Below are 23335 nucleotides of genomic sequence, written 5' to 3'. Positions count from 1 at the left end.
CCATTACATCGACTTGTTATGCCATTGCATCGACTTGTTATGCCATTACATCGGCGTGTTATGCCATTACATCGACTTGTTATGCCATTGCATCGACTTGTTATGCCATTACATCGGCGTGTTATGCCATTACATCGACTTGTTATGCCATTGCATCGGCTTGTTATGCCATTACATCGGCGTGTTATGCCATTGCATCGGCTTGCCTGCTTGTTCTAATTCAAACTCTACAAGTTCGAGCGATCGCTTCTGATTGTCTCGTTGGAGCATCCACCGGGTACCTTTTCCAGATTCAAATAATTCTGGTTCTAATCTTTGATATAGGGTATCCAGACTGGATAGTAGTCACTAATTTGTTAACAGTGACAATATTTTGTTAAAATTGACATTAATTAATCTGTTAACAGTGACAAATAATTAGTTAATGTACAATCTGTCACCGATGACAAACAATTAGTCACTGTACAAAAAATGGACGTAACTGGATTCGAACCAGTGACCTCTACGATGTCAACGTAGCGCTCTAACCAACTGAGCTATACGTCCTTAACCACACAGTTATCAATAGTAGCATATACTTCTCTGATAAGGCAAGATAAAAGACCAAATCAGGCGAAATCTATCAGTCCCTAAGTAATCAAGCGCAGATGATGTGAAATATTTGTTTGATTTGTAAAAAAGGTTGCACCACTTGCTACAAATCAAACAAATAAGTCAAATCCTTTTTCCTTTTGCCTCCAGCAAGACTGCCTGATTTCCTGCAAGCGTCTTTAAGTTTCTCGAATCCAAAATGCTAATCCTCCCCCACGACCGCGAGCTGCAATGAAATCTTCTGTCACTAAAAAGAAGCCAAAGAAGGGTAGTTTAGCTATAGGTTGGTTGTAGAAATCTTCTGTTTGAACTTTACCAGCACGGATTGCTCTGTTGTAAATAACACGACTAAACAAACTAATAATCATCTGGTTAAAGTCAAAAGCCAATAAATTTTTCTTCCCGAAATATTGCACTGGCCCCGTGAGTTTCAGTGAAACTGCGTTAAGCTCAACCTGATTAGCAATTTCGCCTCTGTCTGAATCCTGTTCCAAAGTGGCATTAAAGGAAACATGGATTGTTATAAACTTGGGTACATAGAAACCGTTGCCTAATACAATTCCCCCGCTACCTCTGTTTTTCTTAGTGCCAGTGACAAAGCAAAGTTGCCATTTACCGAGCAGAAACTCAAACGGATAAGTCAACTTTTGTTGCTTGGCAGTTTTTTCGGCTTGTAGCAATGCCTTTACTAATATTTCAGCACTAGGGCGTATACTTTTTGGTTCTTTATACTTAGCCGCAGCCTGAGATAGCACGTTAATAAAGTCAAATGTCGCTTTAGGTGTTAAATTAGCCGTCATGAAGCCACTCTGGATTTAACTATTTCTTTGATTTTCTGATAGATTGTAGCGTTCATCTGCAAGAAGACACATCTTTCATCCGTAGTATCGGCTAGAAGTATAGACCTCTTGCAAAAGTCCTTAACACCCCACCCCACTTGCGGGGACTACGGTGTACACACATCTTGCTAATGAAGCCCCAATCTTGGATTTACCCCCCTTAATCCCCCCTTGTAAAGGGGGGAAATATCCGGATCTCCCCCTTGTAAAGGGGGAGTTAGAGGGGGTTAGAAGGACTTGTGTGTACAGCGTAGCTTGCGGGGAGGGGAGACAAAGCGTAGCTTTGGCGGAGTGGGGTTCTTTCTTATTTTTGATTTATGCAAGAGGTCTTATGTTGCTCTATTTAAGTTACTAGTGGTAATAGTATTTCTGCGTCGAACTCACGTTAGGTTAATCGCAACAAGAAAAATCTCTTTCTCCCCCTAGCTCTCTGACTCCATATTCCCTACCTTCACCAGGGATTACCAACCATTGTAAATCCAGCCCAATAATAAGGATGCATAAGTGATTCATCAGCACTGTCAGCAGGTAAAGGCAAATTCCCAACCACTCCTAAACCTTGCACTTGTCCATCCTTGACATAAATTTGCCCTTTGAGCATAGCTACCTGAGCCTGTCTGAGAGCTTCTGCCTTAATTGGAGCTGTCTTTAAGTTCTGATAAAATTTTGTCATCAATGCTGCTGTCCCAGCATCATTAACCGACCAAAGACTAGCAACACTAGTTTTCACACCTGCCAGCACTGCTAAACCCGCAAATCCCAGTTCGGATTTTTCATCCCCTAAAGCTGTTCTACAAGCGCTCAGAACTAGCATTTCAACTTCAGGTTCATTCAAGCGCAACTGTCTTAATTGGTTCAAGCGTAACTTGTCTTCCCACAGTTGAATATAGGAATTACTCAAAGCACCGGTAGCAAAATCGGCATGGGTTGCCATGTGAATAATTCCAAAAGGTTGTTGGCGGCGGATAGTTTTGAGATTTTCTAAAGTGGCTTGCTTGTCTAACAATAATTTGCCTTGCCAGAGTTTAGATACTAGTGTTGATAACTCAAGGGGGACTGCTGGTAAAGGCTCTTGTCCCTGAGTACTCTGAGAAACTCCCAGCGCTAAAATTTGAGATTTTTTGATGTCTTTATAGAGGGTATTAGTCAGACTAAGACTAGGCATTAAGCCAATACTATATTTTTCTACTAGAAACCCCTTTCCATCGTGAAGTGCTGCCATTGGGGTTGAACGTAACCCAATATCTGGTAAAAAGACCAGATTGTTGATTTCTCTCGCCTGTAAATCTGCCTCTAGTGGTGCAATAATCCAGCGATAAAGTTGTTGAGATGAACGCAAATAACCGGTGCGGCGACGGTTTTGTGGACTAACGATTTGGTCACGGAATTCTTGGGCTACTTGGAGAACTTTGGCTTTAGTTGTTTCTGGGATGCGCTTGCGGATGGGATCGCCTTTTCCGGTTACTACTACTACTTCTAGTTGGTCGCTATCCTTTTCTGCTACGGGATTTAACTGTTTTGTAAGTTTTTGACCTTTACCTAAATTTCCTTCTGGTAGAATCTCCACAGGGACAAAACTGATGTAGATAAATGCAGGTTTCACACCAGTAGCTTCTTCAATTCTACGAGCAATTTCTTTGGCATCATCTAGGGTTTTGATTCTAGGGGTAGGTATGCCTAAATGGTCGGCAAAATCATCTGTGAAATTGTCTTCGGGAGTGGGGTTGGTATTAAGAACGGGGTTATCAATCTTAGGATTATTGGGGACAGGGTTATTCGGTTTACTTGGTAGATTGCATTGGAATGTGCAGGGGTCAGGATTCGGAGTTTCAGGATTCGGTGTCTCAGGATTCGGTGTTTCAGGATTCGGTGTTTCAGGATTTGGAGTTTCAGGATTTGGAGTTTCAGGATTTGGAGTTTCAGGATTTGGAGTTTCAGGATTCGGTGTCTCAGGATTCGGTGTCTCAGGATTCGGAGTAGGAATTTGACTGACGTTGATTCCTATCTGTACAGGTGTAGAAGAGGAAACGCCGTCATTTGCACTAATTACAAAGGCATTTAGTGACCCATTAGTATCTGCTGGAGGTGTGTATACCAAAGTATCGCCGCTAGATAAGGTCGTAACACCAGGGATGACGGGAACGCCATTGACAGTGATATTTCCCGTATTCACGACATCGACCTTGATGGAGGTAATGTCATTATTACCATCGCTGACTAGCGGAGCCAAACTAGAGAATGTTAAGGTGACTGGTTGATTAGTCTGGGTATCGGGTAGCGATGAGTTGGCTGTTAATGTCGGCGGTGTGTTGACAGATGTAATGGTGATGCCGGTTGGTGTACCGCTAGCATCTCCACCATTTGGCAAGACGGGAAAGCTGTTTGAAGCGATTATTGAATTGTCACCTGTAGTGATTGACCCCGCTGTACCATTGACACTTGCATCACCGACAATAAAATCTACATTGTTTGGGCCACCATCATGGCGAATGCTAACAGTACCTCCTGCTGAAGGTTGAACGTTAGTAACTCCTCCACTAGTAAAAAATCCGCCAGTTGCGATCGCTTCACCGGTTCCGATTCCTTGAATCAGTCCGTTGGTTAGCACTTGCACATTGCCACCTTGAACTGTGTTTCCATCAACCAAATCGTCTGCTATGGACTGGGTGTTGATGTTGGTAAAACGAATATTGCTGCCAGCAGTATTGGTAGTCTGTAAAGTAACGTTGCCACTTGTAACATTTGCAATACCATCGACTTCAATGGCGATCGCTGAGGCGTTAATGGCATCATTAACGGTGATATTATCTCTAGCAGTTAAACTGACTGCGCCAGCTGCGCCTGTAAAATCGCCACCTGAAAACTTGGCTACAGATGAGTTAATTGCCCCTGTGGTGATACTACCTGCGGTGGTTGTTACTTGTACATCGCCACCCGTACCTAAGCCACCAGCATCATTGGAAGAGGAATTAATGGTATTTGTAAGAATATTGCCTGCCGCAGTCAAAGTCACTGTTCCACCCGTGGCATTGCCAACCCCTCCGCTATCGCTGGTGTCGATCTGATTTAGGGTAATTCCACCATTGCTGTTTACGACTTGAACATTACCTGCTGAGTAGCCCTGTCCACTGGCAATGATGTTGCCTGCACTAATGTTGCCACTCGCAAACAAGTTTATATCCCCGCTTCTATTGAAATCAATAGTTGTGTCTAGATTTCCTAATGATAAGCTAGCTCCCGAAATGTTAATGGCTCCTCCGGTTGTGGCGATTGTGTTGGTAGGATCGACAAAGTTTACAGAACCGGTTTGTGAACTCAGGCTGAAGCTACCGCCATTACCCAAGTTTAATGTAGCCACACCAGGGGTAGTCACTCCTGGTGTGGCTCCGGTGATGTCATTGATGGTAATATTCCCTGTGGCTTGTAAGTTGATATTTGCACCTGAAAGTGCGATCGCACCCCAAGAAACAGTGTTAGCCCCAATATCTGCGTCGCCAAAGGCAATATTGCCTGCTGTAGCATCAAAATCACCTGTCCCTGCTGCACCATCGATAATTGTCAATGTGCTGGGGTCTATCAATAAAGTGCCAAAGTTACCATTAACGGCTGAAGTATCTACCAAACCGTTGAAGGTCAAGAAATTTTTGCCTGATACTTCTACAAAACCACCATTGCCCGCATTTGCTCCTCCACGAGCCGAAATGTTACCAAAAAACTTGGTTGTGTCGTTACCCCAAACAATTACCCGTCCGCCATTTCCATTCAAATTACTATCAGCATTAATGACGGATTTTGAGTCCACATAAGTCCGATCTGCGTTGGGTAAAGTCCCTCTACCTTGATAATCTCCACCAATTAGCACAGTACCGCCGCCATTGTTTCCAGAGGCGTTAATATTGGCATCAATCACCGCGACTTTTTTACCCAAAGCAGTTACCGTACCGCCTGTTTGACTCGATGCATTAACTGTTCCAGAAACAATCGTTGTACCTGGAGTTGTGGGAATTGTGACATTGGAGTTTGTCAATTTTACAGTTCCATCAGGATTGGCAGTTAACCCTGTGTTACCAACTGTGAGCAGTTCTGGTAAAGAGGCGATGGGAATTGTCCAGTTATTGGGTTGGTTGCTACTAGAGGCGAGGGGCTGAATTTCTAGACTCAGCAGATTTCCTGGCTGACTGAGACGCACCCAATTTTGTCCTGGTACTGATATAACAGTAATCTGCCCTCCAGGTGCTGAAAGTTGCCCGGTGTTGACTATAGTACCGCCTAATAAATTCAAATTTTGCCCAGCACCTACTACCAAATTTCCTGCATTTGCGATCGCTCCTGGCTGGTTTGTACTAAAGGCAAATCCGTTGGGGTTTCCAACTAAAGCATTGTAATCATTCACACCAATAGCGTTGAACCAACTGCTGCCAAAACCAATGCCATTGGCTGTTGTCACCGTGAAAGCACTAGGCACATTTAAACTGGCGTTTGCTCCAAAAATAAATCCGGCTGGATTCATTAAGAAAAGGTTAGCATTGCCACCTGTTACCTGAATTAAACCATTGATAACCGAGGCATTCCCGCTTGTAATTCGACCAAGGATATTTTGCAGCGCCGGACTAGCTTGAAAGTTGGCAATTTGTTCTGGGGAAATTCCAAACTGTTGAAAGCTGTGAAAGAGGTTTGCATTATCACCAGAGATGGTGCCGCCAGTGATATCAAGTCGATTGCCGTTGGGAGTCACAATTGTACCTGTACCATCGTTAGCAGGAACTATTTGTTGTGCTTGGGCTAATCTGGGACTTACCAGGGAGGCAATAACTAGGACTGAAGCGGCGATACTAGAGAATAGACCTCTTGCATAAATCAAAAATAAGAAAGAACCCCACCCCGCCAAAGCTACGCTTTGTCTCCCCTCCCCGCTTGCGGGGAGGGGTTGGGGGTGGGGTGTTAGGGACTTTTGCAAGAGGTCTAATAAAGATTTTTTGCGGTGTAATATGAAGCGACCTGTGGGCAATTCTACATCGATTTGTAACTTGTCTGCTAATCCGCGCCGCCAAAGTGCTTGAGCGATCGCTCGTTTAGACCAGAGTATTTGTTCTTTTTGTCTAATAACAGAGATGCTTTGAGAATGATTTCGGTAGAAATAAAGTGGCTCTTTGACTCGGCGCACTTGGGCTACTTCTGAAAGTCGCAGACATAGGTCGTAATCATAAGCACTACCAGCAAAGGACGCGTTGACACCTCCCACGCGATCGTAAACTGAACGGCGCATCAAGCGGAAGTGGAAAGTCATGAAGTTTAGCAACAAACCTTCTTGAGAGTAAGGAATGTTACAACGATGACCGTAGCCAATCACTTTGCCGTCTCGATCGATATTTAAATAGTCGGTGTAAACAAATCCCGTTTCTGGGTAGCGGTTGAGAACTGTAGCGGTTTGGGCGAGGGCAGTAGGGGCTAGGATATCATCACTGTCTACAATACCAATGTAAGCGCCGCTAGTTTGAGCGATCGCTGCTTTACAAGCCGCAGCAACTCCTTGATGGTTTGCTTGGACTACCCGCACTCGCCCATCTTGTTGAGCATAGTTGTTTGCGATCGCCACCGATTTATCTGTAGAGCCATCATCCCAAATTAGTAGCTCAAAATCTTGCCATGTCTGCGCTAAAACGCTAGCGATCGCTTCTTCAAGGTAAGACTCCCGATTGTAATTGACGATGACAATGGAAATCAGTGGTGACATCGAAGTTTTCCCAAGTTTTCTACCTGTTACCACAATATAATGCTAAGGGCTATCACTTAGAAAAAATCGCTGTTAATTATAGTTTTAGTTACAAATCTTTTGAAATTTGAATATCAAAAATATGATATTGAAATACTCATACAGCCATAGCACACTCCAAAATCAAAATCAGCCCAGTCGTTATATAAGGCACTCCACTGAAGAGAAATGAGAAAAGAAACAGAAACTGGTGTTCAGCCTAGAGCAACGACTCAGCAAATAATTGTCTATTTTTCTCATCAGTTAGACACTTGGCGGAGTTTGGCAATTACTAAATGCAGTAAGCACAGTTTCAGTTTTCGGTGTGGCTTGTTAATTCTGCCTGCGGTCTGGATTGTAACTGCAAATGGACTTAGAGCGAGAGCTAATATTATTACACCTGACTCGATTCAAAATAGTAGTCAGTCAGAGTTACAAATCGTACAGGAAACAGAACCTACTCCAGCAACTAACCCGCAATCAGAGATACCACAACGCATTCGGGTTCGCAAAATTCAGGTTGTAGGTAGCACTGTTTTTAAGGAAAATGATTTTAATCCAGTCGTGAAGCCGTTTGAAGAACGGGACTTAACTTTAGAAGAAATCAGACAAGCCGCAGATGCTGTTACTCAGCTTTACTTAAATAAAGGCTATATAAATTCCAGAGCGATTCCAGATACTCAACAATCAAGTTCCGCAGATGGTGTTGTGGTAATTCGGGTGTTGGAAGGGCGTTTGACAGAGATTGACATCCAAGGGACGCGGCGATTAAACCCATCTTATATTCGTAGTCGCATCCAACTAGGTGCTGGTATTCCTCTGAATACTGGTAAGCTCGAAGAACAACTGAAATTGTTGCGACTCGATCCCTTATTTAACAATGTGGAAGCGAGTTTGCGTCCAACGGGTAAAGTTGGTCAAAGTATTCTCGTTGTGAGAGTTGAAGAGGCAAAAACTTTAATTACTAGCTTGGGTGTAGATAATTATTCGCCTCCCAGTATTGGCGCGGAAAGATTGGGTGTTGAATTGCGATCGCGCAATTTAACTGGTATGGGAGATGAGTTAGCTGGCTCCTATTACCATACACTCTCTGGTGGTTCCGATGCCTTTGATTTTAGTTATCAGGTTCCCGTGAACGCCATGAACGGCAAAGTGCAGATTCGAGCAGCATTTAATCGCAACGAAATTACTGAGCCACCCTTTGATGCGTTTGACATTCGGGCAAACCAGGATCTTTATGAAATCAATTATCGTCAACCATTGATGCGATCGCCTAGAGAAGAATTTGCCCTATCTTTAGGATTTACCTATCAAGATGGTCAAACCTTCCTGTTTGATAACCTCGCAACCCCCTTTGGCATTGGGCCTGATGCCAATGGCGTTAGCCGCACCAGTGTAATTAAATTTGCTCAAGATTATATCAAGCGCGAACCAAAAGGAGCTTGGTTTTTGCGATCGCAATTTAATTTTGGCGTTGATATATTAGATGCAACTATCAACAATGATCCCATACCCGATGGTCGTTTTTTCAGTTGGCTAGGTCAAATACAGCGCGTACAGCAACTCAGTAACGATCATTTATTGCTCATCCAAGCAGACTTGCAGCTTACACCAGATAGCCTTTTACCTTCCCAGCAATTTGTGATTGGCGGCGGACAATCGGTAAGGGGATATCGCCAAAATATCCGTTCTGGGGATAATGGATTTCGGGTAGCGATCGAAGATCGGTTTACAGTGCAGCGCAATGAATCTGGATTATCGACAATTCAACTTGCGCCATTTGTGGACATGGGAGCCGTCTGGAATCAGTCTGATAATCCCAATCCGCTACCCAATCAAACTTTTTTAGTGGGCGCAGGCTTAGGATTATTGTGGAATCAGGCAATGGGAATTGATAATCTCTTTTTGCGGCTCGATTATGGATTTCCATTTATCGATCTGAGCGATCGTGGTAATAACGCTCAGGATAATGGCTTTTACTTTAGCCTTCGCTATCAACCCTAGCTAAGGAACTTTCAGTTAAAAAACATTCTATCCCTGCGGAACGCTCCGCGAATGTCAGCGCGCAAGGTCTTCATTGGTGTCAAATTAACGCTAAACCCGCTTGGTGAAAACGTTTTGCCCTCACCCCCAGCCCCTCTTCCCAAGAGAGAGGGGATGAGGGCGTGAGGGATTTGCAAAACGCCTGTTTGATATAGTTTTCGGCTTAAGTTAACACGTATGCAAAGCCTTGCGCCCCTACAAATCTACAAATAATTTGGGATAATTTATTTTTTGTCAGTGCCTAAAGCCTATGGTAATCATAAATAATTATGCGGGCATGATATTATTTGAGTCGCATTTGAGCAAGTCGATTTCGATCGGTAAAATGCTATTTCACTTACTTCTTTTAGTGTTTTCCGCAAAAAATATGCCATTTGAATTACTCCTTTTGGTAGAAGAGGTGTTTAATTCAGTATTTTCCACAGTTAATTACCTGTTCTTCTGCTTTATCCTAATATTGAACTAAAAAATTAACTTCTTTCTTCAGGAATTTGAATTTTATTGTGTGTATATACACAAAGGGAAAAGTTTTAGTTTATAAATTTAAGAAGGAAAGAATTGTAGGAGAAAACTTATGACACAACCTAACTCGCAAGACAAAAACAGCTTTCTTTACCCTCGTAGTCGGTATTATGGTAAATTTCAGCCAGAGAATTTGGTGTTTAATGCCAACCTTCAAGAATTCTCTCAAAAAATTAGTTACATCACTGGCCTAGAAACAGGGGGTAAATTGTCTCAGGAAGAGGCTTATCAGCAAATTAAGTCTCTTTGGAAAGAGTTGAAACATAGTAAAAAACAATTGTCTATTGGCGGAAATAAAGAAATTTAAACTAAGAAGGAGGTATTGGTAATTTTTTTTAATCTAGTGCAAAAATACTATTGCAAAAATACTTGAGCCGCCCAAAAATCAATTTTTGGGCGGTTTTTTGGCTTTTGCAAGAAGTATCTTTTTCGTCATGTTAATTCTAGTTGTTACAGGTAATACCAGTTATGTTGTTTAATGTTAATTTTAGTAGTTACAAGGAATACAAATTCTGTATAAAGATGTGCCAAATTATATAAGGAACGAACCAGCATAGACGCAAAGCCAATACTGTTCGGTTAAGGTTTTTTGATGAAAATTCTAGATCGCTAAAGATGCGATAAATCGCCTTCAAGACAAAAGACTGATTATTAGACCTCTTGCAAAAGTCCCAAACACCTCACCCCCAATCTTTCTCCTTGCTAAGGTTACGGTGTACACACAAGTACTTTCGTTCGCAAAACAAGTACTTTCGTTCACAAAACAAGTACTTTCGTCCACAAAACAAGTACTTTCGTCCGCAAAGAACGCAAAATTTTGGGTATCTACCTTCTTTTTCGTCAGATGTCTAGTTAATTACCTTCTAGCAAAGTCCAGAAATAACCATCTGGTGCGATAAAAGAGAAACTCGTCTCGCCGAATTCATTAATAATGATATCTGTAACTTTTTGTGCAGTACTCGCCTTGATGCGATCGCAATATTCCTGTATTCCTTTAACCCGATAGGTATATAAAGACATACCCAAGCTACCTGGTTGGGCTGCTTCAAAGCGCGATTCTAAATTAATCGATTCTGGTAATCGAACGACATAAAGTCTACCACTGCGCGTAGCCATCAGGTCAGACTTAGAAGAACGGGGATCGTCAAAGGTAGTGACAATAAACTTTTCACCAGGGTTAAGGTCAAAAATATCTTTACCCGCTGGCGAAGATTCATAGCTAGTTTCAACATCATCACGCACGCGCAGCAAACCCAAAACTTCTTCATAAAACTTCAGAGTTTCTTTGCTATCATCCTGAACGATAATCCCTATATGAGTAAACTGACTAGTCTTGAGAGGCGCATTATGGTTAACTTGTCCGTAATGCGGTAGCGTATAACCAAACCGTTGAAACAAAACTTGTCGAGCTAAGGGTTGCAGCAGCAGCATTTCTCGCACACCAACTGCTGGCTCAATAAAAGGACGGCTTTTTCTATCTTTGTTGTAGATGACTTCCCAATAAGGGCTAGAGTATCTAATAGAGAAACCTGCTGCCTTTGCATCCTCTATATGATTTAAAATACTCAAGACATCCGCAGTTAAGCTTGTTGCCCAGCGATTTCCCTTGATTTTCATTGACGCTATTCCCAAACCTTCATTGGTGGGATTTTGCCAAACCATCAGCCGAATTAAACCATGATCTGCATTTTGGTGGTAGAGGCGAATTGAGCGTAAAGACGAATTCACCCCATATAATTGATGGGCGACATCTGCGGTTAATTCACCCACTTCACCAATGCGATAGCCAAATTGCTCCCAATAGTGAATTGCAGAAATTGGCTCTGGAATGCCGATGCAGACTTCATAGATACCTGCAATTGTAGTTTGTTGTTCTTGAGTCATAATCAGGGCTGAGTTGGGAGAGACGCGATGAATCGCGTCTGTGTTTACAAAAGTATCTCTTAAAGAATCCGAAAAGCAACAACTTTATTTTGTAGCTTATGATGTACCTACAAAAGCGAGATTTAGCGATCGCAATCAAATTTTTCAACAGGAGTTAAGCTATGACGCAGCGACTGACTCAAGAGCAATTATCACAAATAGTTACAGAAGTAGAAGGTCTGCAATTGCGTCGGGAAGCGGAACTAGACCAACAGCAGGTTAGAGAAATTTTACAGGAGTTGAATTTACCGCCAGAGTTACTAGATGAAGCGCTGATTCAGTTAAATCGCCGCCAAGCACTGGAAGTACAACAACGCCGGAATCGATGGATTACCTCTGGAGTGGTGGCAATTGTAGTAATTGTCATTGCATCTACAATATTTTTCATGCAGCAGCAAAGTTCTACACTTTCCCGTGTTTCTACTCAACAAGACCGCATCACTTTGACACAAGATAATGGCGGCGACTTAAACACAATTTCTCGCCAAACCAATCCAGAAGTGTTATATCGTGTCACTCTAAAGGATGCACCTTTGGGTGAAAAGCTGGCTCTCTCTTGTAATTGGATTGACCCAAGCGGTCAAATTGTCAAGCAAAATAACTATCAAACCCGCGAAATTAATACATCTGTCTGGGATACCCAGTGTCGCTACGCTATTAACCCAGCTGCAACTGTTGGCAATTGGCAGGTGCAGATGTTCCTAGAAGGTAGGCAGATTAGCGATGCAACCTTTGAAGTGAAATAGTCCAGATGGGTATCCCGCATCACTTTCTTGGCTATTGGGGTTACGGCGCTCAACAGGAGTTGGAAGCGCTGTTAACTAGTGTTGTGGAAAACCTCTCTCCAAACCTCTCCCCTACAAGGGGAGAGGCTTTGAATTTTCCCCCTTCCCTTGTAGGGAAGGGGGTTAGGGGGTTAGGTCTGAAAAATCAGTTTTCTGCACAGGAAAATAATTCTCTTCCCATCTGGAATGTTGTTTACATAGGACTCGATGGCAATTCCCCACCGCAACAAAATCAAATTGCTGCCATCTCCGCATCAGGATTATTTAGTTCACCCGATGCTTGGGTAAGTCTCCAAGAAAACAACTGCCTAATTTTGGGAAGAGAACCTTTCGGAAAAGTACCTTTGTATTGGACTCAGCAAGGACAAATAATCTGGTTTGCATCCCAACTGCAATTACTTTTACCGATTTTGCAACAGTCAGAAGTTAGCATTCCTGGGTTATATGGCTATAGCTGTTTTTCTTACGTTCCCACACCCTTAACTCCTATTAAAGAAGTGTTTGCAGTGACGGCGGGAACTGAATTAGTTTGGCAGAGCGATCGCCAATCAGGTATTCTGCAAACACCTGAATCTAAAAAAATCCACTCGTGGCGCGAAGCGTCAGAACAGTTAACAGACGAAGCTACAGCAATTACTGAATTGCAAACTCTCCTTAAAAACTCCATTGAGCGACAAATTGCAGATTTAAAGGATGAGTCTGTCGGGGTGTTTCTCTCTGGTGGACTCGATTCTTCAGTGGTGGCGGCGCTGCTGGTACAAGCAGGGGTGAAAGTCCGCGCCTACACTTTAGATTTTGGTAACTCAGGGATTCCAGAATATCTCTATGCGGAACAAGTCGCCGAGTTTCTCAAAATTCCGCTTGTTAAAGTTGCAGTAACCCCAAGTTCGATTGAGAATGCTTTAATTCCGACTGTGCAAGCATTGGATTTGCCCTTTGGAGATGGCGTGTGTGTGCCGTTGTATCTCCTGTCAGAGAGAGCGAGTCAGGAAACTCAGGTAATTTTTAATGGCGAAGGTGGAGATCAATTATTTGCTGGTTGGACGAACAAACCTTTAATTGCCGCAGGTGTTTATCAAGCAGAAAATCCCGCCGGACAGGAAACTTTTATCCAGCAATATCTCCGCACCTTTCACCGTCTTGGGGGATACGAATCTCAAGTTTATCAACCGGAGGTTTATGCACAGATCCAAAATTTGCATCCTGAAGATTGGCTATTGGCGGCTTTAGATCGCAATGAGTGTCCATCTTTGCTGCATCGCCTCCGCCGTGCTAGTTTGATGCTCAAAGGAGCGCAGAATATCCATCCCCGTGCGACTGCATTGGGGTTTGCTCATGGGTTGTGGGTGCGATCGCCTTTTTGTGATTTACCTTTAGCTGAGTGGACATTCCGCCTATCTGGAGAACTCTGCTTACACGGTGCTTGTGAAAAATATATCCTCAAACGGGCTGTAGAAAATTGGCTTCCCCCGGAAATTGTCTGGCGACAAAAACGGGGTATGGGGGTTCCTTTAACTTCTTGGTGTTTAAATGATTTTTGGCATCAACTCGGCATTTGGCTCAATCCAGAAAGACTTCGCACTCACAATCATTTTTATCCTCACATCGCAGCACAAATCGTTGAAGGCAATCTAGGAGGAGCTATTCAAGGGCGTCGGATTGGTGAAACACTCTGGTTACTAATTATGTGGCAACTTTGGCGATCGCACGTTTTAAATGAAGAAATAACTAAACAGTCTTGGGATCATCCCTTTTGGTTACATCGTTGGCTATGGAGGAATTTCAAGCGATGGCAAGGTTAGATAAAACTGGGGAGTTGGGAGTTAGGAGTGAGGAGTTAGGAGTTAGGAGTGAGCAATTAGTCTCCTCATCTCCCCCATTCACCAGGGAATTTGCTGAGGAGTTACTGAATAACTACGGTTCTCCGCTTTATGTTTATAATGGCGATCGCTTGCGCGAAACTATTGAGCGAATTAGCAAAGCAGTCAGTTATCCCCGCACGCAATTTCGGTTTGCCAGCGTTACTAATGGCAACATTGCGCTATTAAAAATTTTTCGTTCCTTTGGGTGGGGACTTCACGCCAATACGCCAGGAGATATTTACCTGGGATTGCAAGCTGGTTTCGATCCTAATGAGATTGTTTATAGCGGCAGTAATTTGAATCAGGCTGAGATGCTACAAGTCTTGAATTGGGGAGTTACAACTCTCAATTTTGATAGCCTCGCTCAGTTGCAGTTGTGCTGCGAAGTTTTGCCCAAACGTAGAGAGAAATCTATTCGGCTAGGTTTACGCCTCAATTTGCCGGAAATTACTGGAGATAGCCGCATTGGTGTACGTCCAGAGGAATTTGGTGATGCGATCGCTTTCACTGGTGAGATTGGATTAAAGCTGAGTGGTTTACACTTCTATCGAGGGACGGGAACTAACGCCACAGCAGCTTTTACCCAAGTAATTGATACGGTAATCGCCACAGCACAAAAGTTACCTGATTGGGAATATTTAGATTTTGGTGGTGGCTTTGGCTATCCTTATCACCACAACAAAACAGCTTTTGACTGGGAAATATTTGGGGCTGAGTTAACCAAGAGAATTACTCGTTTAGAACGGAAAATTGATTTGGTGATTGAACCGGGACGAAGTGCGATCGCAGGATGTGCAACTTTGCTTGCTCAAGTTGTTTCTGTAAAATGGCAAGGAGAAAAACAGATTGTTGGAGTTGATACCACCGTTGCTAATCTTTCAGTACCCTCAGTACACGGCGGCTACCGAGAAATTATTACTTGGAAACAAGCAGACAATCCATTCACAACAGATATTTGTGGTAACACCACATACTCACGAGATTATCTAGGGAAAAATTGCCAACTCCCGGCACTAGAAATTGGCGATATCGTTGCCATTTTAGATGTCGGTGCTTATGGTTATGCAATGTCGTCTCACTTTTTACACCGCCCCAAACCGGCGGAAGTCTTGCTAGAAAAAGACACACATCGCTTGATTCGCAAACGAGAAGACTACAGTGTTTTACTAACAAATCAGATGCTTGATAGTTCCCCCCTTTTTAAGGGGGGTTAGGGGGGATCAAGCCCAATCTCAACCGTATTGACTAACAATTAATAACTAACATCCAACAACCATTATGAAATGTATTAACTGCGGAACTGACAATAAACTAAAAGACCGGACAGCTAATCAAGGTAGGTGTATAAAATGCAATCATATCTTTGCCTTTGAACCGACTAGTATGAGTAACTTTCAGATTACCGATCCTTTTTTTGCAAAGGCGATCGCTGATATTTCTGCAAATAATACCTTATTTTTTACACCCAAGCAACTGCTTTATTTTCTAGATAATCGGCTCAAAAAAAATTATAAGCCAATTTCACGATTTGGCTGGCTATTTCCTTTTATATTTTTTAACTTGGTTACATCAATAACGATTTTTTTACCACTAATAGTAAATCTGGTAGTTATTATTTTTTTTAATGAAAGTAGCAAATCAAATAAACTCAATCTTGTAAGTCGCAAACAGTATGCGAGGAATTTACAAATCATAGGAGGAATTATTCTTGCCATAGGAATTTTACTAAGTCTTGGCTCAAACTCATTCAGATTATTTGTCATTTTTGTTGTTATAGGAATGCTGCCCATATATTTAGGAACTCGACAGATAGGGCGAATTGAATTATTAATACAAGACTTTTTAATTTCTGAATCTCAGATTAACGATTGGCTAAATCGCTGGCAGCAAATCAATGGTTCAATTCTCAAAATTCTTCCTTCGCCAAAGCAAGAAAATACACTAGCCACGATTAATCCTGATGTAACGGCTTACAGTTTTGATAGATTAGTCGTTTGTGATACTGCTAGTATTGCTCAACTATTAATTGCTAATAATTTTCACTTTGAAAATAACTGTGCAATTCTCAGTATTACTGGATATCCTCAAAGCATTTTTGACACCACAATGCAAATGCTGCGCCGCAATCCCGAATTGAAAGTCTATGCAATACATGATTGCAATCCACGAGGAATTGGTTTAGTTCATAATTTGAGAACCAATGCTAATTGGTTTCTCAATAGCGAGATTGCGATTATTGATATTGGACTAACGCCACGTCAAATTATCGCCACTAAGCGCGGAATGTTCATTCAATCCTCTCCAGAGTCGGCGCAAGCAGCTAAACAATTGCCTGAAGAAATACGTCAAAGTTTATCTGCTGAAGAATTAGCATGGTTAGAATCTGGAAAGTTTGTCGAATTGGAATCTTTCACTCCCCAAAGAATAATTAAAGTTCTGCAAAAGGGTATTGCTGGCAGCCAAAATTTAGAAAGTGATGACAGCAGCTTGCTTTTAGTAGGCGATACAGGAAATGATATGTACGTTGTTCAAAGTTTTGGTTAGTATTCTCATTTCAGTTGTAGGGGTAATTCACGACTTGCCACTACACGAATAAAGCGAAGTTTCAGATAATTTTTTTAATTAATTTACAAATTAGATTTATTCAATTTGTTGGTTTAACCAAGCTTCTAAATCAGCAATAGCTGAAAAATCTAACAAAGCCTCTCCTAACGCCTCCAATTGTTCAATAGATAATCCTTGAACTCGCTCAATAGTAGATGAATCAATCTCACCCAAAGAGCGATTTAGTTGACGTATAATTAAACGTTGTTCGCCTTGTTGTACAGCTTGTTCCCGATCTTGTTGATAAAGTGGTTTTAATCGCATAATTAACTCCCGATCGTCTTCTTCTGAATTTTGATTAACTTGCAAGTTTTGCCGCAAGTTATAAAGTAATTCTAGCGTTGCTCTGCGAAATGGATGATTTGATGATAGTGCTTCTAATTCATCTATTGCTTGTTTTTGTACTGTTCCTCGACCGAGAATTCTTAACCACAGAGTTTCTTGGGTGCGCGGTAACTGGTGAATCGCAACGATCGCAGTCCGCAAATACTCTGCGATAAAATGTACTCCAGGTAGCCAATCTACCTTTTGAGTAGCACCGAATCCTGACAGCAGTGTTATTGATGCTGTTGGGGTAAGTATCCATAATTTGGGAAGTTCTAATTCTGGAATGGAAGTTTTATTGCGATTTGCTTGACGTTGTAATCCACCCCTTAACTTCTAATAATTTTAACAGACAATCACAAATTTCTTCTTTTGATGCAGGGTTGCGGAAAGGTTCAAAAATTGCTGTTGTAGCAGCAAATCTTCCTAATAATCCTAGTGTTTCTAAATTCGTGCTTGGTTTGCTTAAAGGAGAAAATAAAACATCGATTTCTCGAACTTCTCCCGCCACACGGCTAGAACCTTGCACTTCTCCATAAGGTTTTAATAATTCTTCCAAATAATCTTTTGCAAATTGGTCATGGATAAATCTAGTCATTCAACCAAAAAAGATTTAGGCACTAGTGAAGTATGCTACTTATATTACCGTCAACTTAGAAGTAAGAATATCTCTAATATGTATAATTTGTAATTTATCTTAAACTTCTTTCCATCAGCATTTGAGGTTCGACATTTTTAACATTAGCGATCGCTTCTAACTGAGAAATTCCAGCGATCGCATCAACAATATTACCTGATTTGGCACGCAACCAAGCGGTATGAGGCGCATAAGAAAGGCTTTCTGCTACTTCATAACCTGCTCGATTAATTACCTCGCGTTGCGATTCCACATCAACGCCTTCAGCAAAGTGGATAAAAACCAGTCCCGTTGGTACTGCTAAGGAAGCATTGGATTCTAGCGTATAAACCGGACTCAATATACCCTGTTCTGATTGATTGGGTTCGCCTGAAAAAACTGCGATTGCACCGTCATTAAGTCGTAAAATTGCCCCTATTGTCACAGTGCTGGGTTGATTGTAATGTACTGCATAGTACCCAGGTTTACGAGTGTAAGATACAGCAGTGCGTAGGCTTACATTGCCACTAACGCGAATTTGTTCGGGATACTCAGAAAAGTAGTCTTTTTGAAATCTCACTTCAGGAATCAGGGGTAAAGAATACGCCTGTAAAAAATACTCAGCCGGAAAATAAAACATCTTTCTCAAGTTCTAATGATGTTATAGCGTTTTCAGTGGTACGAAATACATTTATTTCATCGTGATGCACAGTTATACGCCCCTACAGATAGTGAAGATTCTTAAAGCAACCTGATTTTGAATCCTCTCTTTTCTGGAAAGACTAATCGAAGGTTTGTATGAACTTAGATAGATTAAATTCTGTATCGTAGTACACATATAACACATGAAATCAGAAGCATCCATAAAGTAAACGTAAGCCTACGATGGGTGCAGCAAGCTTTAAAAGTAAGGCATAATACGGTTTCCCAATTCCCAATTTTTAAAACATTTAGGAGATTAAACAATGGTTCAAGTTCGCTATGGTGGACAGAATGGCCAACAGTATGAATTTGCTATCAGTAACGAACACGTTGTAGTGCGTACCGAAAGCCGCAGCACTATTGTTGGTGCAAGATCTTTTGAAGTCGCACCTGTATCACCCATAGCTCGTAGCATCCTCAATCAATTTGAGTTAAAAACACGGTTTCGGCAAGCGGGTGTAGAAATTTTACAAGCGAAAGTTCCGAATCAGGGTGTTGCTTTGCGCGATCGCGCCCGTGAAATTCTCAACAATGAGTCCGAAGTCCAATTTGCTGGACGCGTCTTAATCGATCCAGTATCCCAACAACCTGTAGTCTATACTGAAAACCTTTTTGTTAAATTTGATAGCGAAGAAGAGTCAAGAGTCTGCCAAGAGGTTTTAAGACGTTATAACTTAACAATTAAACGCCAACTTGAATACGCACGAAATGCTTATTTTGTCAGTGCCCCTACAAATACTGGTATAGCTGTCTTTGACATCGCCGAGAGACTTCTAAATGAGGAATCAGTTGAACTGTGCCATCCCGAACTAGCACGTGAGTCACGCCAACGTCAGGTTTTCCCGCAGCAATGGCACTTAAAGCAAACAACAATTAATGGTAAGACAATTAACGCCCATGCCAACGTTGAAGCAGCTTGGAAATTGAGCAATGGCACTGGGACAATTATTGCAATTATCGACGATGGTATGGATCTCGATCATGAAGAGTTCCGTTCTTCTGAGAAGATTGTTGCCCCGCGTGATGTCACACGTAAAACGAACAATCCCAGACCGGGAAATGATAATAACCACGGTACATCCTGTGCAGGAGTAGCTTGTGCAAACGGTAACTTTGGAGCATCTGGTGTGGCACCGGGGGCAAAACTCATGCCGATTCGTTTAGCTTCAGCGTTGGGGTCGCAGGATGAAGCAGATGCTTTTATTTGGGCGGCTCAAAATGGTGCTGATGTTATTTCTTGTAGTTGGGGCCCAGCAGACGGTACTTGGTTTGAGCCAGACGATCCCGCACACAAGCAAAAAGTACCTTTGCCTGATTCCACCCGACTTGCTATAGACTTTGCAATCAATAAAGGACGTAATGGCAAGGGCTGTGTAATTTTATTTGCAGCTGGCAATGGTAACGAAAGCGTCGATAACGACGGCTACGCCAGCTACCAAAAGGTGATTGCGGTGGCAGCTTGTAACGACTACGGCACAAGAAGCGCTTACAGTGACTTTGGTCAGGCGGTCTGGTGTTCCTTCCCCAGCAACAATGGTGATATTTCTCAAACCACTGGAATTTGGACAACCGATCGCTCTGGTGTACTTGGCTATAATTCAGGTAATCGAAATCTGGGTGAGCCTTTAGGCAACTATACAAACGAATTTGGCGGAACTTCTAGTTCCTGTCCAGGTGCAGCAGGTGTAGCAGCCTTGATTCTTGCCAGAAACCCAAATCTGCGTTGGGATGAAGTGCGAGACATTATTAAACGCTCCTGCGATCGCATCGATCCAGCTGGAGGTAAATATGATGCCAATGGTCGCAGCCCTTTCTACGGTTACGGTCGAATCAATGCTCTGAAAGCCGTAGAATTGGCCAAGCCACCGCAAACATCACCCATCAGCAGATTCCAGGCAGTGCAAGATGTGCCAATTAACGACTTGCAAACATCAACATTATCGGTGGCGATCGCTAATACCACTCTCCTAAAATCCATCAAAGTCAATGTAGATATCGAGCATACTTATATTGGGGATCTTATAGTTACTCTTCTTCCCCCAGTGCAAACAGGCATACTTCCCATAAATCTGCACGATCGCCAGGGCGGAGCTACAGATAATATTAAAACAATTTATGACGAGGTAAACACCCCTAAACTTGCTACCTTTAAAGGTAAAAGTCCCCAAGGAACCTGGACTCTAGAAGTTGCAGATAAAGCTGAAGGAGATACAGGAAAGATTCGCAGTTTGACTATTGAAATGGGATTTTAAACCCAGCGTATTAGACATAAGAGTGAAAAATGAATGTAGAGACGTAGCACTGCTCATAGCCCGGATTTCTCACAAAGAGATAAGAAAAGGGTTAAAAAACTGCGAAAATGCATATATGATAAGCATTTCACCAGCTAAGTGTAAACACAATAAAAGACAATTATCTCCGTCGGATCGATAAGCTCATTTAAGATTTTAGCAGTTTACTCAAAAATTAATGATTTTGTTAGGGAAAATATATGATTCCATCAAATAAAAATCTTGATTTTAACCTAAAACTTATACATCGAATAATAAATGATCGGATAAAATTTCTAACTCGTTTAACATCTTTAGAACCTCAAGATGAATTGCGAACAGAATTAGGTTCTATACTTTTGGAGACTTATAGTGGTACTCGACTGTATATTGATGTAGATGAAGGTATGGCAAATATTCTACTTTTCGATGCTAGCGATCCAAGTCAACCAATTAATCAAAACATCAAGGCAATTACTTATAAATATTTAATTTTTCCGAGGATGGAAGGCCAAGACTCACTTGCATCTTTACTGGTTCAGCCTATTTCTGATATTGAAGTGATTTCCCGCGATAATGAAGATTATGGTTTTTATAGTATGTGTGGTTTTAGACTGAACTTTCCTAATGGTAAATCTTTATGTATCGGTACTTATTTAACTGCTGACAAAATACCAGGGGCTTGGATTTTAATGCCTGAAGAAGTGGATGTGAACTTGCGCTATCAAGCCATTACAGCAAAATCCGAATAAATCTCAAAATTGCTCAATTGACATTTAGCAGCAATGAATTCCAAAAAATCAATTTACAAGTAAATCATTGCGTAGCTTAACCCACACCTCAAATTTTAAGTGCGTTAGGACGAATGTCCGTAACGCACCCTACAAAACTAAAATCGATATGACAATCTGTTATACCAATTTGAAAAATGATTAAGACAGATGGATTAATTGAACCCGCAAATAAAAAGCGATTCTTAATCCAAAATCTAAAATCTAAAATCCAAAATGGTATTATCTTTGAGTCACAGCCTCTTTCGCCAAGAACTTCTCTAACTCTGTCAGCGCATCAGCATCAACCTTAGTTTGCATCGGGCAGAACTTAGGCCCACACATCGAACAAAACTCAGCAGTTTTATAGATATCTGCTGGCAGAGTTTCATCGTGATATTCCTTAGCTCTTTCTGGATCGAGTGATAATTCAAATTGACGGTTCCAATCGAAGTTGTAACGCGCCTTAGAAAGTTCATCATCTCTATCCCTTGCACCAGGGCGATGTCTAGCAATATCAGCTGCGTGAGCTGCTATTTTATAGGCAATCAACCCATTTCTGACATCTTCGGCATCTGGTAGACCCAAATGTTCTTTAGGTGTTACATAGCACAGCATTGCAGTACCGTACCATCCAGCCATCGCTGCCCCAATCGCTGAAGTAATGTGGTCATAACCGGGAGCAATATCTGTCACCAATGGCCCCAACACATAGAAAGGTGCTTCCGAACACTCTTCCATCTGCTTGCGGACGTTGAACTCAATTTGATCCATTGGCACGTGTCCGGGCCCTTCCACCATCACCTGGATATCATCTTCCCAGGCTTTGCGAGTTAGCTGTCCGAGGGTTTTCAATTCAGCTAATTGTGCTTCATCTGAGGCATCATGGGTGCAGCCAGGACGCAGAGAATCTCCTAAACTGAAGGAGACATCATACCTTTTGAAAATCTCAATAATGTCTTGGAAGTGGGTATAAAGCGGGTTTTGTTTGTGGTGATGTAGCATCCACCGCGCCAAAATCCCGCCGCCGCGAGAGACAATACCAGTGAGCCGGTTTCTCACCAAAGGCAAATGCTCAAGCAAAATCCCAGCGTGGATAGTTTGATAGTCTACTCCTTGCTGGGCGTGTTTTTCGATGATATGGAGAAAATCATCAGCAGTCAGATTCTCGATTGTGCCGTGGACACTTTCTAAAGCTTGGTAAACTGGCACTGTACCAATGGGAACAGGGGAAGCCTTGATGATTGCGGTGCGAATTTCATCCAAATTACCGCCGCCTGTGGATAAATCCATCACGGTATCAGCGCCGTACTTCACCGCCAGATTCAGCTTATCCACTTCTTCTTGAAGATTAGAAGAGTTGGGGGAAGCGCCGATATTAGCATTTACCTTACATTTAGAGGCGATGCCAATAGCCATCGGCTCTAGGTTAGTGTGATTAATATTCGCGGGGATAATCATTCGTCCCCGTGCTACTTCCTCACGAATGAGATCGGCCGGGAGATTTTCCCGTTTGGCGACGTAGTGCATTTCTTCGGTGATAACACCTTGGCGGGCGTAGTGCATTTGAGATACATTAACCTGCCCACGTCGTTTAGCAACCCATTCAGTCCGCATATTGTAATTCCTCAATAAACAGCTTCCCTCCGCTGGTATTACCCAGACTCAGGTGTTAAGGGTGTGATCTCAGCCTCGTTATGTAGGCACCCCTAGCATGGATGTAGTGTAGCAC

The 23335-nt window shown here is 42.2% G+C and carries 14 protein-coding genes, 1 tRNA gene, 1 pseudogene and 1 riboswitch; of the genes and pseudogenes, 9 read left to right on the top strand and 7 right to left on the bottom strand.

Features of this window, described 5'->3' with window-relative positions; all coding sequences use genetic code 11:
• Positions 1 to 380, top strand: a 380-nt coding sequence (locus tag V7K84_RS31530) for a hypothetical protein (protein ID WP_334844091.1), incomplete at its 5' end; no start/stop codon positions are given.
• A 92-nt stretch (positions 381 to 472) separates the two neighbouring features.
• On the opposite strand, the gene V7K84_RS31525 is transcribed toward V7K84_RS31530, so the two are convergent.
• The 3 genes from V7K84_RS31525 to V7K84_RS31515 form a co-directional block, all read right to left on the bottom strand.
• Positions 473 to 546: transfer RNA gene (locus tag V7K84_RS31525), tRNA-Val, on the bottom strand.
• Positions 547 to 770: 224 nt separating this feature from the next.
• On the bottom strand, positions 771 to 1391 hold the full coding sequence (locus tag V7K84_RS31520; protein WP_334844088.1) for a hypothetical protein: 621 nt from the start codon (positions 1389 to 1391) through the stop codon (positions 771 to 773).
• Positions 1392 to 1881: 490 nt separating this feature from the next.
• Positions 1882 to 7164, bottom strand: coding sequence for a CHAT domain-containing protein (locus V7K84_RS31515; protein WP_334844085.1), 5283 nt, complete (start codon positions 7162 to 7164; stop codon positions 1882 to 1884).
• 207 nt (positions 7165 to 7371) lie between these two features.
• Between V7K84_RS31515 and V7K84_RS31510 the strand changes: the two genes are divergently transcribed.
• Together V7K84_RS31510 and V7K84_RS31505 are read left to right on the top strand one after the other, a co-directional pair.
• Positions 7372 to 9186, top strand: a complete 1815-nt coding sequence (locus tag V7K84_RS31510) for a ShlB/FhaC/HecB family hemolysin secretion/activation protein (RefSeq protein WP_334844082.1) — start codon at positions 7372 to 7374, stop codon at positions 9184 to 9186.
• A gap of 613 nt (positions 9187 to 9799) precedes the next feature.
• Positions 9800 to 10054, top strand: a complete 255-nt coding sequence (locus V7K84_RS31505) for a DUF7219 family protein (RefSeq protein WP_334844079.1) — start codon at positions 9800 to 9802, stop codon at positions 10052 to 10054.
• Positions 10055 to 10599: 545 nt separating this feature from the next.
• Here V7K84_RS31505 and V7K84_RS31500 read toward each other — a convergent pair.
• Positions 10600 to 11631, bottom strand: a complete 1032-nt coding sequence (locus V7K84_RS31500; RefSeq protein ID WP_334844077.1) for a VOC family protein — start codon at positions 11629 to 11631, stop codon at positions 10600 to 10602.
• A gap of 161 nt (positions 11632 to 11792) precedes the next feature.
• Here V7K84_RS31500 and V7K84_RS31495 point away from each other — a divergent pair, with 161 nt between their 5' ends.
• The 4 genes from V7K84_RS31495 (at position 11793) to V7K84_RS31480 (ending at position 16861) form a co-directional block, all read left to right on the top strand.
• Complete coding sequence (locus tag V7K84_RS31495) at positions 11793 to 12416, top strand: DUF3859 domain-containing protein (RefSeq protein WP_334844075.1); 624 nt, start codon at positions 11793 to 11795, stop codon at positions 12414 to 12416.
• 5 nt (positions 12417 to 12421) lie between these two features.
• Complete coding sequence (locus V7K84_RS31490; RefSeq protein ID WP_334844073.1) at positions 12422 to 14257, top strand: asparagine synthetase B family protein; 1836 nt, start codon at positions 12422 to 12424, stop codon at positions 14255 to 14257.
• Entirely contained in the window at positions 14245 to 15531 is a 1287-nt protein-coding gene (locus V7K84_RS31485; protein WP_334844070.1) for a diaminopimelate decarboxylase family protein, read from the top strand. Before V7K84_RS31490 ends, V7K84_RS31485 begins: the two co-directional genes overlap by 13 nt.
• 64 nt (positions 15532 to 15595) lie before the next feature.
• Complete coding sequence (locus tag V7K84_RS31480) at positions 15596 to 16861, top strand: hypothetical protein (protein ID WP_442941027.1); 1266 nt, start codon at positions 15596 to 15598, stop codon at positions 16859 to 16861.
• A 96-nt stretch (positions 16862 to 16957) separates the two neighbouring features.
• Here V7K84_RS31480 and V7K84_RS31475 read toward each other — a convergent pair.
• Positions 16958 to 17843 (bottom strand): annotated as a pseudogene (locus tag V7K84_RS31475) (DUF4351 domain-containing protein).
• Between the two features lie 94 nt (positions 17844 to 17937).
• Positions 17938 to 18501 (bottom strand): hypothetical protein, encoded by a 564-nt coding sequence (locus V7K84_RS31470; RefSeq protein WP_334844066.1) that lies wholly within the window; start codon positions 18499 to 18501, stop codon positions 17938 to 17940.
• A 325-nt stretch (positions 18502 to 18826) separates the two neighbouring features.
• Between V7K84_RS31470 and V7K84_RS31465 the strand changes: the two genes are divergently transcribed.
• Together V7K84_RS31465 and V7K84_RS31460 are read left to right on the top strand one after the other, a co-directional pair.
• Complete coding sequence (locus V7K84_RS31465; RefSeq protein ID WP_334844063.1) at positions 18827 to 20815, top strand: S8 family serine peptidase; 1989 nt, start codon at positions 18827 to 18829, stop codon at positions 20813 to 20815.
• A 239-nt stretch (positions 20816 to 21054) separates the two neighbouring features.
• On the top strand, positions 21055 to 21585 hold the full coding sequence (locus tag V7K84_RS31460; RefSeq protein WP_334844061.1) for a hypothetical protein: 531 nt from the start codon (positions 21055 to 21057) through the stop codon (positions 21583 to 21585).
• 261 nt (positions 21586 to 21846) lie between these two features.
• On the opposite strand, the gene thiC is transcribed toward V7K84_RS31460, so the two are convergent.
• Positions 21847 to 23220, bottom strand: coding sequence for a phosphomethylpyrimidine synthase (gene thiC / locus V7K84_RS31455; protein ID WP_334844059.1), 1374 nt, complete (start codon positions 23218 to 23220; stop codon positions 21847 to 21849).
• Between the two features lie 7 nt (positions 23221 to 23227).
• A riboswitch (TPP riboswitch) is annotated at positions 23228 to 23324 on the bottom strand.
• Positions 23325 to 23335 lie beyond the last annotated feature (11 nt).

This window comes from Nostoc sp. (assembly GCF_036917315.1).
In the GTDB taxonomy this organism is placed as follows: Bacteria; Cyanobacteriota; Cyanobacteriia; order Cyanobacteriales; family Nostocaceae; genus Nostoc.
The sequence above is the reverse complement of the archived record's forward strand: the minus strand, read 5'-3'. Positions and strand labels throughout refer to the sequence as shown.